Below are 15,519 nucleotides of genomic sequence, written 5' to 3' on the forward strand. Positions count from 1 at the left end.
CAGTTGTACGCCAACGTGCGGCGTGTCGCGGACAGACGCGCACGCTCGCGGGGAGGGGAGCAGGGCACGCAGGGGAGGGGAGGATGCGGGTCTGAGAGAATGTCGGCCATGCGCGTCTACCTCGGCTGCGACCACGCCGGCTACGAGCTCAAAGAGCAGATCATCGAGCACCTGCGGCAGGCCGGCCACGAGCCGGTCGACTGCGGGGCCTACACCTACGACGCCGAGGACGACTACCCGGCGTTCTGCATCGCGGCGGCGTCGCGAACGGTGGCCGACCCGGACAGCCTGGGCATCGTGATCGGCGGATCGGGCAACGGCGAACAGATCGCCGCCAACAAGGTGCCCGGGGCGCGGTGCGCGTTGGCGTGGAGCACCGAGACCGCACAGTTGGCCCGTGAACACAACAACGCCCAGCTGATCGGCATCGGCGGCAGGATGCACACCGTCGCCGAGGCGCTCGCGATCGTCGACGCGTTCCTGAGCACGCCGTGGTCGCAGGCCGAACGCCACCAGCGCCGCATCGACATCCTGGCGGCCTACGAACGCACCCACGAGGCACCACCGGTACCCGGCGCTCCGGCCTGACCCCGACCGGACGGGCCTGACATGCCGGAAGGGCACATCCTGCACCGACTGGCGCGGTTGCATCAACGCCGCTTCGTCGGCGCTCCGGTGGCGGTGTCGAGTCCGCAGGGCCGGTTCGAGTCCGGCGCCGCCGCGGTGCACGGGCGACCGCTGACCCGCGCCGAGGCCTGGGGAAAGCATCTGTTCCACCATTACGCCGGCGGGGCGATCGTGCATGTTCACCTCGGCATCTACGGCCACTTCACCGAGTTCCAGCTGTCCGGCGGCGGTGGCGGCGTGCCGGAGCCGGTCGGCCAGGTTCGGATGCGCATGATCGGCGCCGAGTACGGCACTGATCTGCGCGGCCCGGCGGCCTGTGAAGTGGTCGATGAGGTGCAGGCCGCCGACGTGATCGCGCGACTCGGGCCGGATCCGCTGCGCGGCGATGCAGACCCGGCGCTAGCCTTCAAGCGAATCGCCAAGTCCCGCAGGACAATCGCTGCGCTGTTGATGGATCAGTCGGTGCTCGCCGGTGTCGGCAACGTCTATCGCAGCGAAGTGCTGTTCCGGCATCAGATCGACCCGTACCGGCCCGGAACCGACATGGGCGAAGCGGAACTGGCTGCGATCTGGGCGGATCTGGTCGCCCTGATGAAGGTCGGGCTGCGCCGGGGCAACATCGTCGTGGTGCGGCCGGAGGACGATCACGGCGCACCGGCGTATGCGCCCGGCAAACCGCGCACCTACGTCTACCGCCGCGCCGGGGATCCGTGCCGGCTGTGCGCAACCACGGTGCGCACCGCGGAATTGGAGGGCCGCAACGTGTTCTGGTGCCCGTCGTGTCAGGGCGGCACGGTAGGGCCACGCGCTCAGTCGTCGTAGATCGTTTCCCGCCGGGGCCGGATCGGCACACCGAGCGCCCGGTAGATCTCGTTGGACAGCACCACGCTGCGCGGGTCGGCGTTGGCCTGGGTGTGGTCGAACCGATTCATCACATAGCCGTAGCCGATCCGGTGCTCCAGATCGACGAACGCGAAAGAACCGCCCAACCCGCCGTGACCGAAGATCCGCCGGTTGGGTCCGTTGACCCCCTGGGCGTTGAGCATGTAGCCCAGGCCCCAGCCGTGCTCGGCGACCCGCGGCCCGAGCACCAGGTCGGTTTCGGTGCCGCCCTGCAACACCCGGAGGCGGTCCATTGCGGGACGACTGAGCAGCTTCTCCTGCACCAGCGCGTTGTAGAACGTGGCCATGCCCAGCGCCGAGACCTGGGCGTTGGTGCCGGGGAACTCCAGTTGCCGCCACAGGGTCAGGTCGTTGGTGGCGATCTCGTCGTCGGGGGCGAACCCCATCGCGACCGCCAGCCCCGCCTTGGGATGGTCGGCCAACGAGGTCGGACGTTTCGGGGCGCCGGCCGAGGCCAGCATCTCCCGGATCGTCGGCTTGCCCACCGGGTCGGCGCAGCGGTAGGGCTGCTGATCGGCCGGCACGCCGATGTGCACCTCGGCCGCCAGCGGGCCGGCGACTTCACGTTGCAGATACTGGCCCACGGTCATACCGGTCACCCGCCGGACGATCTCGCCGATGATGAAGCCGTAGGTCGTCATGTGGTAGCCCTGGGCGGTGCCCGGCCGCCACCACGGTTCGGCGGCGGCCAGCCTTTCGCAGACCAGGTCCCAGTCGGTGACGTCGCGCCAGTGCATCGGCTCGCGCGGCCCGATCGCCCCGGAGCGATGTGCCAGGACCATGGCCAGCGAGATGTCCTGCTTGCCGGCCCGGCCGAACTCCGGCCAGTAGTGGGCCACCGGGGCGCGCAGATCCAGTTCGCCGGCTTCGGCGAGCCGGTGGACGCAGGTGCTGGTCAGCCCCTTGGTGCCGGACAGCACGGTGCCCAGCGTGTCTTCCTGCCAGGGCTGCCGGCCCTCGACATCGACCGACCCGGCCCACAGGTTGACGACGAGTTCCCCGTCCACGTATGCCGCGACGGCGGCTCCGAGTTCCTCGCGCAGCGTGAAATTGCGTTCGAACTCATACCGCACCCGTTCGAAGCGCGGTGAGCACGACCCATGAATCTGGACGTGCTGTGTGCCGCCCATTGGCGTGCCTTCCTGCCAGGGCAAATCCCCGTTTCGAGCGGGCGACGGGAATCGAACCCGCGTAGCTAGTTTGGAAGACTAGGGCTCTACCATTGAGCTACGCCCGCAATATCCAGGGCAGACTGTACCGGCGTAGTCGGCCTCAAATCCAATTGGCACTCCCATTGCGGCCGTGCCGTGCGGGCGGCTGTCTCGCCATAGCTGCCGGGCCGTAGGATCGCCTGGTCAGTGCGGGGTGTAGCGCAGCTTGGTAGCGCATCCGCTTTGGGAGCGGAAGGCCGCAGGTTCAAATCCTGTCACCCCGACCAGCAGCGCGCGCCGCACCGGCACGACTGACCGTCAACGATATCGAGGAGTACGCCCGTGAAGAGCACCGTCGAGCAGCTGACCCCCACCCGGGTTCGCATCAACGTGGAGGTGCCGTTCACCGAGTTGCAGCCGGACTTCGACCGGACCTACAAGCAGCTGGCGCAGCAGGTGCGGATGCCGGGGTTCCGGCCGGGCAAGGCTCCGGCCAAGCTCATCGAGGCCCGCTTCGGCCGCGCCGCGGTGTTGCAGCAGGTGGTCAACGAGGCGCTGCCCAGCCGGTACAGCGAGGCGGTGACCAGCTCGGACCTCAAGCCGCTCGGCCAGCCCAACATCGAGGTCACCCAGCTCGACGACGGCGACCAGATCGCCTTCACCGCCGAGGTCGACGTGCGCCCGGAGATCACGCTGCCCGACCTGGAGCAGCTCAAGATCAGCGTGGACCCGATCGAGGTCGGTGACGACGAGGTCGACGCCCAGCTGCAGGCGCTGCGCGCCCGGTTCGGAACCCTGACCGGGGTCGACCGCCCGGCCGTCAACGGCGACTTCGTTTCGATCGATCTGGATGCCACCATCGACGGCGAACCGGTTGAGGGGGCCGCCACCGAGGGCCTGTCGCACGAGGTGGGATCGGGTCAGCTCATCGAAGGCCTGGACGACGCCATCGTGGGGCTGTCGGCCGGTGAGAGCAAGTCGTTCACCACCACCCTGGTCGCCGGCCCACAGGCCGGTAAAGAGGCCGAGGTGACCGTGACCGTTCAGTCGGTCAAGGAACGCGAACTGCCCGAGGCCGACGACGAGTTCGCGCAATTGGCCAGCGAATTCGACACCATCGCCGAACTGCGGGAGAACCTCGCCGAGCAGGTCGCCCGGACCAAGCGCATCCAGCAGGCCGAGAAGGTCCGGGAGGCGACTCTGGAGGCGCTGGTGGAGCAGGTCGAGATGCCGCTGCCCGAGGCCGTGGTGCAGGCACACGTCGACAATGCGCTGCACAACGCCCTGCACGGTCTCGACCACGACGAGAACAAGTTCGCCGAGGCGCTGCAGGAGCAGGGCTCCTCGCGGGCCGAGTTCGACGCCGAGACCCGCAGCGAGGCCGAGAAGTCGGTCAAGACGCAGCTGTTGCTCGACGCGCTGGGTGACAAGCTCGAGATCCAGGTGGGCCAGAACGACCTCACCCAGCACCTGGTGCTGATGTCGCGTCAGTACGGTGTCGCGCCGCAGCAGCTGATGCAGTTCCTGCAGCAGAACAACCAGTTGCCCGCGGTCTTCGCCGACGTGCGTCGGGGCATGGCGCTGGCTGCGGCGGTGCGTGCCGCCTCGGTCAGCGACACCGACGGCAACGAAATCGACACCGCCGAGTTTTTCGGGAGCAACGCGGCCGCCGAGGAGTCCGCCGAGGCGGTCGTCGACGCCGCTGAGGACGCTCCCGACACCGAGGCGACACCCGACGAGTGACGCTGTGAGCGAACGAGGGCGGTTCGGGCCGTCCTCGGAGCCGCGGTTTGGTTAGGGTCATAAACAGGTCTCGGCATCTGAATCTCGAGAAAGCAGGTATCCCACTGTGAGCCAGCCCGGTCTGAATCTCGTCGACTCGGTATACGAGCGGCTGCTGCGAGAACGCATCATCTTCCTGGGGTCGCAGGTGGATGACGACATCGCCAACCGGTTGTGCGCCCAGATCCTGCTGCTGGCAGCCGAGGACCCCACCAAAGACATCTCGCTGTACATCAACTCCCCGGGCGGTTCGATCAGCGCCGGGATGGCGATCTACGACACCATGGTGCTGGCGCCGTGTGACGTCGCCACCTACGCGATGGGCATGGCCGCCTCGATGGGTGAGTTCCTGCTCGCCGCGGGCACCAAGGGCAAGCGCTACGCGCTGCCGCACGCCCGGATCCTGATGCACCAGCCGCTGGGCGGGGTGACCGGCAGCGCCGCCGACATCGCGATCCAGGCCGAACAGTTCGCGGTCATCAAGAAGGAGATGTTCCGGCTCAACGCCGAGTTCACCGGTCAGCCGATCGAGCGGATCGAGGCCGACTCCGACCGCGACCGTTGGTTCACCGCACAGGAAGCCCTGGAATACGGCTTCGTCGACCACATCATCACCCGCGCCCACACCAACGGAGCCGCAAAATGAACCCTGAAACCTTGCGAGCAATCCAGCCGCAGGCGCGCTACATCCTGCCGTCGTTCGTCGAGCACTCCAGCTGGGGCGTCAAGGAGTCCAACCCCTACAACAAGCTGTTCGAGGAGCGCATCATCTTCCTCGGCGTGCAGGTCGACGACGCGTCGGCCAACGACATCATGGCCCAGCTGCTGGTGCTCGAGTCGCTGGATCCGGACCGCGACATCACCATGTACATCAACTCCCCGGGTGGGTCCTTCACCTCGCTGATGGCGATCTACGACACCATGCAGTACGTGCGTGCCGACATCCAGACCGTGTGCCTGGGGCAGGCCGCGTCGGCCGCCGCGGTGCTGCTGGCCGCGGGCACGCCGGGCAAGCGGATGGCGCTGCCCAACGCCCGGGTGCTGATCCACCAGCCTTCGCTGTCCGGGGTGATCCAGGGGCAGTTCTCCGACCTGGAGATCCAGGCCGCCGAGATCGAGCGGATGCGGACCCTGATGGAGTCCACCCTGGCCCGCCACACCGGCAAGGACGCCGACGTGATCCGCAAGGACACCGACCGCGACAAGATCCTCACCGCGGCCGAGGCCAAGGAGTACGGGATCATCGACACCGTGCTGGAGTACCGCAAGCTGTCGGCCCAGACCGCCTAGTTTTCTCCGCACCGAGCGTGCACTCAGCGCGAATTGCCGGCTGGGTTTTCGCGCTGAGTGCACGTTCGGCGTTTTAACCGGGAGACTGCGGCGGCCAGCTCGCTGATATCGGGCGGGCCGACCCGGCAGCAACCGCCCACGATGCGTGCGCCCGCGCCAACCCACTGCGGCACCAGCGCGGGGGAGAAGCGCGCCGGCCCGTTCCACCCTCCAGCGCTCCAGTGCTCGCCGCTGTTGGGGTAGGCGACCACCGGCTTGCCGGTGACCTCGGCGGCAATTTCGATCGCCGGTAGAACGTCGTCCGGCGCACAGCAGTTCACTCCCACAGCGACGATCTGCGGCACCCCGGCGGCCACCGCGAAGGCCTCGGCGAGTGGCTGCCCGGCGCGGGTCGCCGTGCCGTCAATCGTGTAGCTGAGCCACGCCGGCACATTCGCCTCCTGGACCAGGCCCACCAGCGCCGCCGCCTCGTCGAGGTCCGGCACGGTCTCCAGCGTGAGCAGGTCGGCGCCGGCACCGGCCAGAACCTCCAGCCGCGGTCGGTGCCAAGACGACAACTGTGCAATCGAAAGGCCGTACCGGCCAACGTATTCTGAGCCGTCAGCACGCGCAGTGCCGTACGGTCCGACCGACGCCGCCACCCAGCGGGACGGCGCGTCGCCACAAGCCTGGCGCGCCAGGCTCACGCTGCGGCGCAACAGCCCGTCGGCCGCGCGTCGGTCGATTCCGCGGGCGGCGAACCCGTCGAAGCTCGCCTGATAGCTGGCGGTGGTCGCGATCTGGGCGCCCGCGGCGAAGAAAGCGGCGTGAACGGCCGCAATCTCTTCGGGGTGCTCGACGAGCAGCCGGGCCGACCACAGCGGATCGGACAAGTCGGCGCCGCGGGCTTCCAGTTCGGTGGCCAGCCCGCCATCGGCTACGAGCACGGTATCGTCGGGCACGGCGAACCCCACGTTCGCCACTGTAGGGCTGCTGGGCTCCGGCCGTCTCACGGCCGGGTAACGCCGACGACACGCTCACGCCACGCCAGCGCGTCACACGCGGGGTATAGCGACACGGGCGATATCTTCTTGGGGCAGACATACAGGCCCAGAAACGAATACCAACGACGCGATTCGGCCTTATCGGTCGCCTCGCACCGGAATGAGCGGGTAGCGTCGGGGCAGACACCGATACCCCGACGATGAACGGCGAACAGGAAGTAGGTCCTAACGCACCATGGCGCGCATCGGAGACGGCGGTGACTTGCTGAAATGTTCGTTCTGCGGGAAGAGCCAGAAGCAGGTCAAGAAGCTCATCGCGGGTCCCGGCGTCTACATCTGCGATGAGTGCATCGACCTGTGCAACGAGATCATCGAAGAGGAACTGGCCGACGCCGACGACGTCAAGCTCGACGAGCTGCCCAAGCCCGCTGAGATCCGGGACTTCCTCGAGGGCTACGTCATCGGGCAGGACACGGCCAAGCGCACGCTGGCGGTGGCCGTCTACAACCACTACAAGCGCATCCAGGCCGGCGAGAAGAGCCGCGATTCCCGCTCCGGTGAGCCGGTAGAGCTCACCAAGTCCAACATCTTGATGCTCGGCCCCACCGGCTGCGGCAAGACCTATCTGGCCCAGACGCTGGCCAAGATGCTCAACGTGCCGTTCGCGATCGCCGACGCCACCGCGCTGACCGAGGCGGGCTACGTCGGCGAGGACGTGGAGAACATTCTGCTCAAGCTGATTCAGGCCGCCGACTATGACGTCAAGCGGGCCGAGACCGGGATCGTCTACATCGACGAGGTCGACAAGATCGCCCGCAAGAGCGAGAACCCGTCGATCACCCGCGACGTCTCCGGCGAGGGCGTGCAGCAGGCGCTGCTGAAGATCCTGGAGGGCACCCAGGCCTCGGTTCCGCCGCAGGGCGGGCGCAAACATCCGCACCAGGAGTTCATCCAGATCGACACCACCAACGTGTTGTTCATCGTGGCCGGGGCATTCGCCGGACTGGAGAAGATCGTCTCCGACCGGGTCGGCAAGCGCGGCTTGGGTTTTGGTGCCGAGGTCCGGTCCAAGGCGGAGGTCGACACCGTCGATCACTTCGCCGAGGTGATGCCCGAAGACCTGATCAAGTTCGGATTGATCCCGGAGTTCATCGGCCGGTTGCCGGTGGTGGCCTCGGTGACCAACCTGGACATGGAGTCGTTGGTCAAGATCCTCTCGGAGCCTAAGAACGCTCTGGTCAAGCAGTACACCCGGCTGTTCGAGATGGACGGGGTGGAACTGGAGTTCACCCAGGACGCGCTGGAGGCGATCGCCGATCAGGCCATCCACCGTGGCACCGGGGCCCGTGGCCTGCGGGCGATCATGGAAGAAGTGTTGCTGCCGGTGATGTACGACATCCCCAGCCGCAACGACGTCGCCAAGGTCGTGGTGACCAAGGAAACGGTGCAGGACAACGTGTTGCCGACCATCGTGCCGCGCAAGACCTCGCGCGCCGAGCGGCGCGACAAGAGCGCCTGATCCCCGGGGCGCCCTGCCACGCCACCGAGGGTTACTCACCGGTAGCGAAACTTTCTTAATGTTGCGCGGCCGGCAAACGTGACCAAAACCACATTTCGGTAGCATGTGGTCCGAGAACCCCGCCGTGACGTCGGGGTTTGACAATAAGTCGGTGGGGTTTCGAGACGGTGTGGCGTCGAATCGTCTCTAAGAACGGTGCAATAATCGGTACCGGCAGTGACAGAAAAAAGTATGGGTGTCGCCAGTCGCGCTGTGCGGGCCCGGGCAGACAGTGATGGAAGGCGGGGGCCGTGGGTCCGAGCGGTAACGGAGCCGGGTCGGCGCCCGGGCGCCAAAAACTCGAGAAAGTCGTGATCCGTTTCGCCGGGGACTCCGGTGACGGCATGCAGCTCACCGGTGATCGCTTCACCTCCGAGGCAGCGCTGTTCGGCAATGACCTGGCCACCCAGCCGAACTACCCCGCCGAGATCCGCGCCCCCCAGGGCACCCTGCCGGGCGTGTCGTCGTTCCAGATCCAGATCGCCGACTTCGACATCCTGACCGCCGGCGACCGCCCCGACGTGCTGGTGGCGATGAACCCCGCGGCCCTGAAGGCCAACATCGGCGACCTGCCCCGCGGCGGGATGGTGATCGTCAACTCCGACGAGTTCACCAAGCGCAACCTGGCCAAGATCGGTTACGAGGCCAGCCCTCTGGAGACCAACGAGCTCTCCGACTACGTGGTGGTCCCGGTCGCGATGACCTCCCTGACGCTGGGCGCGGTCGAGGCGATCGGCGCAACCAAGAAGGACGGGGCCCGCGCCAAGAACATGTTCGCCCTCGGCCTGCTGTCCTGGATGTACGGCCGGGAGCTGGAGCACAGCGAGAGCTTCATCCGGGAGAAGTTCGCCAAGAAGCCCGACGTCGCCGACGCCAACGTGCTGGCGCTCAAGGCGGGCTGGAACTACGGCGAGACCACCGAGGCATTCGGCACCACCTACGAGATCTCGCCAGCCAAGCTGCCGCCGGGTGAGTACCGCCAGATCTCGGGCAACACCGCACTGGCCTACGGTGTCATCGCCGCCGGCCAGTTGGCCGACACCCAGGTGGTGCTGGGCACCTACCCGATCACCCCGGCCTCGGACATCCTGCACGAGCTGTCCAAGTACAAGAACTTCAACGTGCTGACCTTCCAGGCCGAGGACGAGATCGCCGGTATCGGCGCGGCGATCGGCGCCTCCTACGGCGGGGCGCTGGGCGTCACCAGCACCTCCGGCCCCGGCCTGGCGCTCAAGGCCGAAGCGCTGGGTCTGGCCGTGATGACCGAGCTGCCGCTGCTGTTGATCGACGTCCAGCGCGGCGGCCCGTCGACCGGTCTGCCGACCAAGACCGAGCAGGCGGACCTGCTGCAGGCGCTCTACGGCCGCAACGGCGAGTCGCCGGTCGCGGTGCTGGCGCCGTGCACGCCGTCGGACTGCTTCGACGCCGCCATCGAGGCCGTGCGGATCGCCTTGGCCTACCGCACTCCGGTGGTGCTGCTGTCCGACGGTGCGATCGCCAACGGCTCCGAGCCGTGGCGCATCCCCGACGTCAGCGCGATGGAGCCCATCGAGCGCAACGTGGCCAAGGCCGGCGAGCCCTTCCAGCCGTACGCGCGTGACCCCGAGACCCTGGCCCGCCAGTTCGCCATCCCGGGCACCCCGGGTCTGGAGCACCGGATCGGTGGGCTGGAGAAGGCCAACGGATCTGGGGAGATCTCCTACGAGCCGGCCAACCACGATCTGATGGTGCGGCTGCGTCAGGCCAAGATCGACGGCATCAAGATCCCCGACCTGGTCGTCGACGACCCGAGCGGTGACGCAGAGTTGCTGCTGCTGGGCTGGGGCAGCTCCTACGGCCCGATCGCCGAGGCGTGCCGGCGGGTCCGGCGCGGCGGCGTCAAGGTGGCGCAGGCGCACCTGCGCTACCTCAACCCGCTGCCGGCCAACCTGGGCGAGGTGCTGCGGCGCTACCCGAAGGTGGTGCTGCCCGAGATGAACATGGGCCAGTTGGCGCTGCTGCTGCGCGGCCGCTACCTCGTCGACATCCAGTCGGTGACCAAGGTGGCCGGAAAGGCGTTCCTCGCCGACGAGGTGGAGGGGATCATCGACGACGCGCTGGCGGGGACGCTGGCCGCGCGCGAGAACGAGAAGGCGTCGCTGGCCAAGGCCGCGGCGGTCACCATTGCGGGTACAGCAGGAGCGAACTCATGACCGCAGATCTGACGACCGAGTCTCTGGTCGGTACCGAGCTGGGGCTGACCGCCCTGAGCGGAGTGCCCACCACCGACGAGCCGCAGAAGTCCAAGGACTTCACCTCCGACCAGGAGGTGCGCTGGTGCCCCGGGTGTGGTGACTACGCCATCCTCAACACGATGCGCAACTTTCTGCCCGAGCTGGGGGTGCGGCGCGAGAACGTGGTGTTCGTCAGCGGTATCGGCTGCTCCAGCCGCTTCCCGTACTACATGAACACCTACGGGGTGCACTCGATCCACGGCCGCGGCCCGACGTTCGCCACCGGGCTTGCGACCGCCCGCGAGGACCTGTCGGTGTTCCTCATCACCGGTGACGGTGACGCCCTGTCGATCGGCGGCAACCACCTGATCCACACCCTGCGCCGCAACGTCAACCTCACCATCTTGTTGTTCAACAATCGGATCTACGGTCTGACCAAGGGCCAGTACTCGCCGACGTCGGAGACCGGCAAGATCACCAAGTCGACCCCGTACGGTTCGCTGGACAACCCGTTCAACCCCGTCTCGCTGGCGATCGGCGCCGAGGCCACGTTCGTCGGGCGCGCCCTGGACTCCGACCGCAAGGGCCTCACCGAGGTGCTGCGCGGGGCGATGGAGCACCGCGGGTCGGCGCTGGTGGAGATCCTGCAGGACTGCCCGGTCTTCAACGACGGCTCCTTCGATCTGCTGCGCAAGGAAGGTGCCGAGAACCGCATCATCAACCTCCGGCAGGGCGAGCGGATCGTCTTCGGCGCCGAGGGCGAGTACTGCGTGATCAAGACCGGCTACGGGCTGGAGGTCGCCAAGACCGCCAACGTATCGGCCGACCAGATCGTCGTGCACGACGCCACCCTGGCCGATTCCTCTTACGCGTTCGCGCTGTCGCGGCTCTCCGAGCAGGACCTGTCGCACTTCCCGATGGGGATCTTCCGCAAGGTCACCAAGCCGACCTACGACGACCTGGCTCGCGCGCAGGTCGCCGAAGCCCGGCAGGCAAGCGCGCACGACACGGCCGCCCTCCAGGCGCTGCTGCGTGGCCGCGACACCTGGACCGTGGATTAAGGCGAGCCTGACGTCATGACCGGCCGGCTGGCCGGGGTCGTATTGGCCGGCGGCGCATCGCGCCGGATGGGCCGGGACAAGGCGACGCTGACCGTGCCCGGGCGATTCGAGGGCCGGACCCTGGTGGAGCACGTGGTGTCGGTCGTCTCCCAGCGTTGCGATCCGGTCTTCGTGGTGGCCGCCCAGGAGCAGGCGCTGCCCGCTTTTTCCGCGCTCGTGCTTCGTGACGAAGCACCCGGAATGGGCCCGCTGCCGGCCGTGGGGCTCGGGCTGCGTGCCGCGGCGCGCGCCGGTGCGGAACGCGCCTTCGTCTGCGCGGTCGACATGCCGTTTCTGACCCCCGAGTTGATCGGCCGGCTGGCGGACTCCACTCCGGAGGCGGGCGCCGCCGTGGCCGACATCGTGCTGCCGAGAGCAGAGCGGGATCACTATCTGGCCGGGGTCTACCGCACGGCGCTGGCCGACACCGTCGACGCGATCGTCGCTGCCGGGGAACGGCGGGTGGGTGCGCTGGTCGACATGGTCGACGTCCAACGGATCGTGGTGGCCGATGCGTCCCCGCTGGCCAACCTCAACTCACCCGACGACCTGGCCGGGCTGGCCTGAGCACACCGCCGAAGCGCCGCATTCTGACCTTGCAACAGCAAATACTGCTCGACGACTTCCAGAATGGATTCTGCGGTGCCATTTGAGGCGTAACCAACCCTTTTTGTTATCTCGGTGAAATACGAACATTATTGTGATCGTGCCGGCGGCTCACGGCGCTGTACGCCGACGGGCGGCTGCGCAGCGAAAGTCCTTGTGGCCGAAGGCTGTTCATCTTTCAAGAGTCAGGTAGCGGCCGGCGCCGTAGATCGGCGGTAAATGGTTGCTCCAAGGTCCCGGTGAATTTGTGCCTACCGGGCGGAGAAATCTGCACCGCGTGGCGAATTATCGAACCCCACGACCCTCATGGCGCCTACCGTTTCGGTGCGGTGCTGCCGGCCGGCGACCGCACGGCAGAAACGCCCGTGACCAGCAATTTATGGGACAGATGATGCGCATGGGGCGGGTTTGGCGCGTCGAACCAGCCACGTGACGGCCCGCTCCGGGCACGGAACCGCCCGTTTCGGCGTGGCTCAGCCCACAAAATAGCCGTGATCTGACTCACGAATATTCGCCGCCGGATTAACGGGTTGCGGCGCGAAAAATTATTGTTGACCTGCTGTGACCATTCGATCCACAGCTGTGATGGTTTCGTGATCTGCCCGAAATGCCACGTTTAGCGGTTGGACTTGTCGCCTCAACGTTTCGTAAGTTTCCCCTCGCCCGAATAGCGGGCAAACAAATTGAATCCACGGAACCGCGTGTGAGCGGGGCCGCGGGCGGCCCCAATGAATGCTTCCGCGGTGCCGGGTGTCATCCCGGCGGGCAGACCCTGCCCCCGCTGTCGTGCCTGACCGAGATGGCACGTCTCGAAGACCACCACTCCCCGCCTGCAGAGCCAGGCATGCCAACCCACTTGTACTTCGGCGCGCGCACTGCGAAAGGAACGATGTTGAAGAACGTCCGGAAGCCCCTCACCCTGGCCGCGATCGCCGGCGCCCTGGTCACCGGAGCGGTTGCCCTGTCCGAGGCCACCGCCAAGGCGGACAGCGTCAACTGGGACGCCATCGCAGCCTGCGAGTCCGGCGGTAACTGGTCGATCAACACCGGAAACGGCTACTACGGCGGCCTGCAGTTCAACGCGGGCACCTGGCGTGCCAACGGCGGCAGCGGTCTGCCGCACAACGCCAGCCGCGCCGAGCAGATCCGGGTGGCCGAGAACGTCCTGCGCACCCAGGGCATCGGCGCGTGGCCGGTGTGCGGCCGTCGCGGCTGAACATCTGCACAGTGCTGTCGACGGCGCCGGGGGGTAGCACCCCCGGCGCCGTCGCCGTAGGAACCGGCTACGGGCGGCGAGTAACGTCGCTTCCGTGCCAGACACGCCGCGCGAGCTCGACATCGTTCTCTACGGAGCAACCGGTTTTGCCGGGAAGCTGACCGCCGAATACCTGTCCCGCGCCGGTGCCGCTGCCCGAATCGGGTTGGCGGGGCGTTCCGAGGAACGGTTGCGCGCGGTTCGCGACGAGCTCGGTGCGGCGGCGCAGGACTGGCCGATCGTGGTCGCCGACGCCGAAGACCCCGCGACGCTGGAGGCGATGGCGGCGCGCACCCGGGTGGTGATCACCACCGTGGGCCCCTACACCCGCTACGGAATGCCGCTGGTTGGGGCATGCGCGGCCGCGGGCACCGACTACGTCGACCTGACCGGCGAGGCGACGTTCGTGCGGGAGAGCATCGACCTCTACCACAAGCAGGCCGCCGACAACCGCGCCCGCATCGTGCACGCCTGCGGCTTCGACGCCATTCCGTCGGATATGAGCGTCTACGCGCTTTACCGGACGGCCCGAGACGAGGGCACCGGGGATCTGCTCGGCACCGACCTCGTCGTGCGGGGCTTCTCCGGTGGGGTGTCCGGCGGCACCCTCGCCTCGATGGTCGAGGTACTGAGCGCCGTCTCCAGCGACCCGGAGGCCCGGCGCCAGCTCTTCGACACCCATACGCTCAGCGTCGACCGGTCCGCGGAACCCCGGCTAGGCCCCGAACCCGACCTGACCTGGCGCCGGGGCCGTGACATCGCGCCGGAACTGGACGGTATCTGGACCGCCGGCTTCGCCATGGCGCCCTACAACACCCGCATCGTCCGGCGTAGCAACGGGCTGCTGGACTGGGCCTACGGACGCCGCTTCCGCTACGCCGAACACATGAGCGTCGGTTCGTCGGTCGCGGCACCCGCGCTGTCGGTGATCGCGACCGCGCTGGGCAAGCTGACCTTCGGAGTCGGCGGCCACCTCTTCCGGCTGCTGCCGGCCGCGCTGCTCGAGCGGGTGTTGCCCAAGCCGGGAACCGGCCCCAGCCGGAGCACGCGCGAAAACGGCTACTACCGCCTGGAGACCTACGCCACCACCAGCACCGGAGCGCGCTACCGGGCGGTGATCGCACAGCAGGGCGACCCCGGCTACCAGGCCACCGCGGTGCTGCTGGCCGAGAGCGCGCTGGCGCTCGCGCTGGATCGCGACTCCTTGCCCGACCGGTACGGAGTGCTGACCCCGGCGGCCGCGATGGGCGATGCGCTGCTGACCAGACTGCCCGCGGCGGGGGTGACGTTGGAGGTGTCCCGGCTGAGCTGACCGGGCCGGAAACGACCGGTGCTGGTGGCTGCACTTTGGGCTAGTGTCATTTTCGACCGTTGTCCCTGCAGCACCCGAGCAACGAAGGTGGACGAACTCATGGCCGGCCTCGACGATCTCTTCGCGCAGATTCCCATCCAGGACATCGCCAACCAACTCGGTGCCGACTCGGGCGAAGTGGACAGCACCATCCGCACGCTGGTTCCCGTGCTGGTCAGCGGGCTCAGCCACAACGCTCAGGATCCGGGCCAGGCCGACAACATCGCCAGCAGGGCCAACACCTTCGCGGCCCAGGGGCTGCTGGACAATGCGCTCGGCGCCAACCAGGCCGAGGGTCAACAGCTGATCTCGACCATCTTCGGCGGCAACGACACCAGCCAGGTCGCCTCGGCGCTGTCGGGCGCCGGCGCCGGCAACAACGACCTGCTGCAGCGGCTGCTCCCGATCCTCGCGCCGATCGTGCTCGCCTACATCGGCAAGCAACTGAGCGGCCAGAAGGCCGAGCCGGCCCAGCAGCAGACCTCTGGCGGCGGCCTCGGGGACGTCCTCGGCGGCATCCTGGGCGGCATGGCCTCCGGTGGCGGTGCTAAGAACCAGTCGATGGGCAGCATCCTGGGCAACATGATCGGCGGCAAGACCGGCGGCGCCATCGGCGACATCCTCGGTGGCCTGCTCGGCGGCAAGAAGTAGCCGCGCAACGACCGGCGAGACCACACGAGAAAACCCCTGAATCCGGCTG

The 15,519-nt window shown here is 67.7% G+C and carries 14 protein-coding genes and 2 tRNA genes; 13 read left to right on the forward strand and 3 right to left on the reverse strand.

The genetic code is table 11. The features are described from left to right. Positions 1-108 precede the first annotated feature (108 nt). Positions 109-588: a ribose-5-phosphate isomerase gene (locus BST28_RS10745; RefSeq protein WP_019738062.1), complete on the forward strand. Its 480-nt coding sequence runs from the start codon at positions 109-111 to the stop codon at positions 586-588. Positions 589-609: 21 nt separating this feature from the next. After that, a complete protein-coding gene (locus BST28_RS10750) occupies positions 610-1,449 on the forward strand; it encodes an Fpg/Nei family DNA glycosylase (protein ID WP_083080974.1) in 840 nt (279 codons plus the stop codon). Here BST28_RS10750 and BST28_RS10755 read toward each other — a convergent pair. Both BST28_RS10755 and BST28_RS10760 read right to left on the reverse strand, forming a co-directional pair. Continuing rightward, positions 1,437-2,660 (reverse strand): serine hydrolase domain-containing protein, encoded by a 1,224-nt coding sequence (locus tag BST28_RS10755; RefSeq protein ID WP_083080975.1) that lies wholly within the window; start codon positions 2,658-2,660, stop codon positions 1,437-1,439. The genes BST28_RS10750 and BST28_RS10755 overlap by 13 nt on opposite strands. 36 nt (positions 2,661-2,696) lie before the next feature. Beyond that, positions 2,697-2,767 (reverse strand) — tRNA-Gly (locus BST28_RS10760). A 124-nt stretch (positions 2,768-2,891) separates the two neighbouring features. On the opposite strand from BST28_RS10760, the gene BST28_RS10765 reads away from it, so the two are divergent. The 4 genes from BST28_RS10765 (at position 2,892) to clpP2 (ending at position 5,753) form a co-directional block, all read left to right on the forward strand. Continuing rightward, positions 2,892-2,968, forward strand: a tRNA-Pro gene (locus tag BST28_RS10765). A 55-nt stretch (positions 2,969-3,023) separates the two neighbouring features. Continuing rightward, positions 3,024-4,424 carry a trigger factor gene (tig, locus tag BST28_RS10770; protein WP_019738065.1) on the forward strand — a complete coding sequence of 467 codons (1,401 nt, stop codon included), beginning with the start codon at positions 3,024-3,026 and terminating at the stop codon, positions 4,422-4,424. A 106-nt stretch (positions 4,425-4,530) separates the two neighbouring features. Continuing rightward, on the forward strand, positions 4,531-5,109 hold the full coding sequence (locus tag BST28_RS10775; RefSeq protein WP_019738066.1) for an ATP-dependent Clp protease proteolytic subunit: 579 nt from the start codon (positions 4,531-4,533) through the stop codon (positions 5,107-5,109). Next, complete coding sequence (gene clpP2, locus BST28_RS10780) at positions 5,106-5,753, forward strand: ATP-dependent CLP protease proteolytic subunit ClpP2 (RefSeq protein WP_019738067.1); 648 nt, start codon at positions 5,106-5,108, stop codon at positions 5,751-5,753. Before BST28_RS10775 ends, clpP2 begins: the two co-directional genes overlap by 4 nt. Positions 5,754-5,776: 23 nt before the next feature. Here the strand turns inward: clpP2 and mmuM are convergent, their stop codons facing one another. Continuing rightward, positions 5,777-6,715: a homocysteine S-methyltransferase gene (gene mmuM / locus BST28_RS10785; protein WP_109560680.1), complete on the reverse strand. Its 939-nt coding sequence runs from the start codon at positions 6,713-6,715 to the stop codon at positions 5,777-5,779. A gap of 256 nt (positions 6,716-6,971) precedes the next feature. Here mmuM and clpX point away from each other — a divergent pair, with 256 nt between their 5' ends. The 7 genes from clpX (at position 6,972) to BST28_RS10820 (ending at position 15,470) form a co-directional block, all read left to right on the forward strand. Then, positions 6,972-8,255, forward strand: a complete 1,284-nt coding sequence (gene clpX, locus BST28_RS10790) for an ATP-dependent Clp protease ATP-binding subunit ClpX (protein WP_064921249.1) — start codon at positions 6,972-6,974, stop codon at positions 8,253-8,255. Between the two features lie 290 nt (positions 8,256-8,545). Next, positions 8,546-10,486, forward strand: a complete 1,941-nt coding sequence (locus tag BST28_RS10795) for a 2-oxoacid:acceptor oxidoreductase subunit alpha (protein ID WP_065288299.1) — start codon at positions 8,546-8,548, stop codon at positions 10,484-10,486. Then, positions 10,483-11,568, forward strand: a complete 1,086-nt coding sequence (locus BST28_RS10800; protein WP_019737251.1) for a 2-oxoacid:ferredoxin oxidoreductase subunit beta — start codon at positions 10,483-10,485, stop codon at positions 11,566-11,568. The genes BST28_RS10795 and BST28_RS10800 overlap by 4 nt, the downstream gene beginning before the upstream one ends. Positions 11,569-11,583: 15 nt before the next feature. Further along, positions 11,584-12,174 (forward strand): molybdenum cofactor guanylyltransferase, encoded by a 591-nt coding sequence (gene mobA / locus BST28_RS10805; RefSeq protein ID WP_065288300.1) that lies wholly within the window; start codon positions 11,584-11,586, stop codon positions 12,172-12,174. Positions 12,175-13,105: 931 nt separating this feature from the next. Further along, complete coding sequence (locus tag BST28_RS10810) at positions 13,106-13,429, forward strand: transglycosylase family protein (RefSeq protein WP_205634604.1); 324 nt, start codon at positions 13,106-13,108, stop codon at positions 13,427-13,429. A gap of 94 nt (positions 13,430-13,523) precedes the next feature. After that, entirely contained in the window at positions 13,524-14,780 is a 1,257-nt protein-coding gene (locus BST28_RS10815; RefSeq protein ID WP_019737254.1) for a saccharopine dehydrogenase family protein, read from the forward strand. Between the two features lie 99 nt (positions 14,781-14,879). Further along, positions 14,880-15,470, forward strand: coding sequence for a DUF937 domain-containing protein (locus BST28_RS10820; RefSeq protein WP_065288314.1), 591 nt, complete (start codon positions 14,880-14,882; stop codon positions 15,468-15,470). Positions 15,471-15,519: the final 49 nt, after the last annotated feature.

Source organism: Mycolicibacter kumamotonensis (genome assembly GCF_002086285.1).
Taxonomy (GTDB): Bacteria; Actinomycetota; Actinomycetes; order Mycobacteriales; family Mycobacteriaceae; genus Mycobacterium; species Mycobacterium kumamotonense.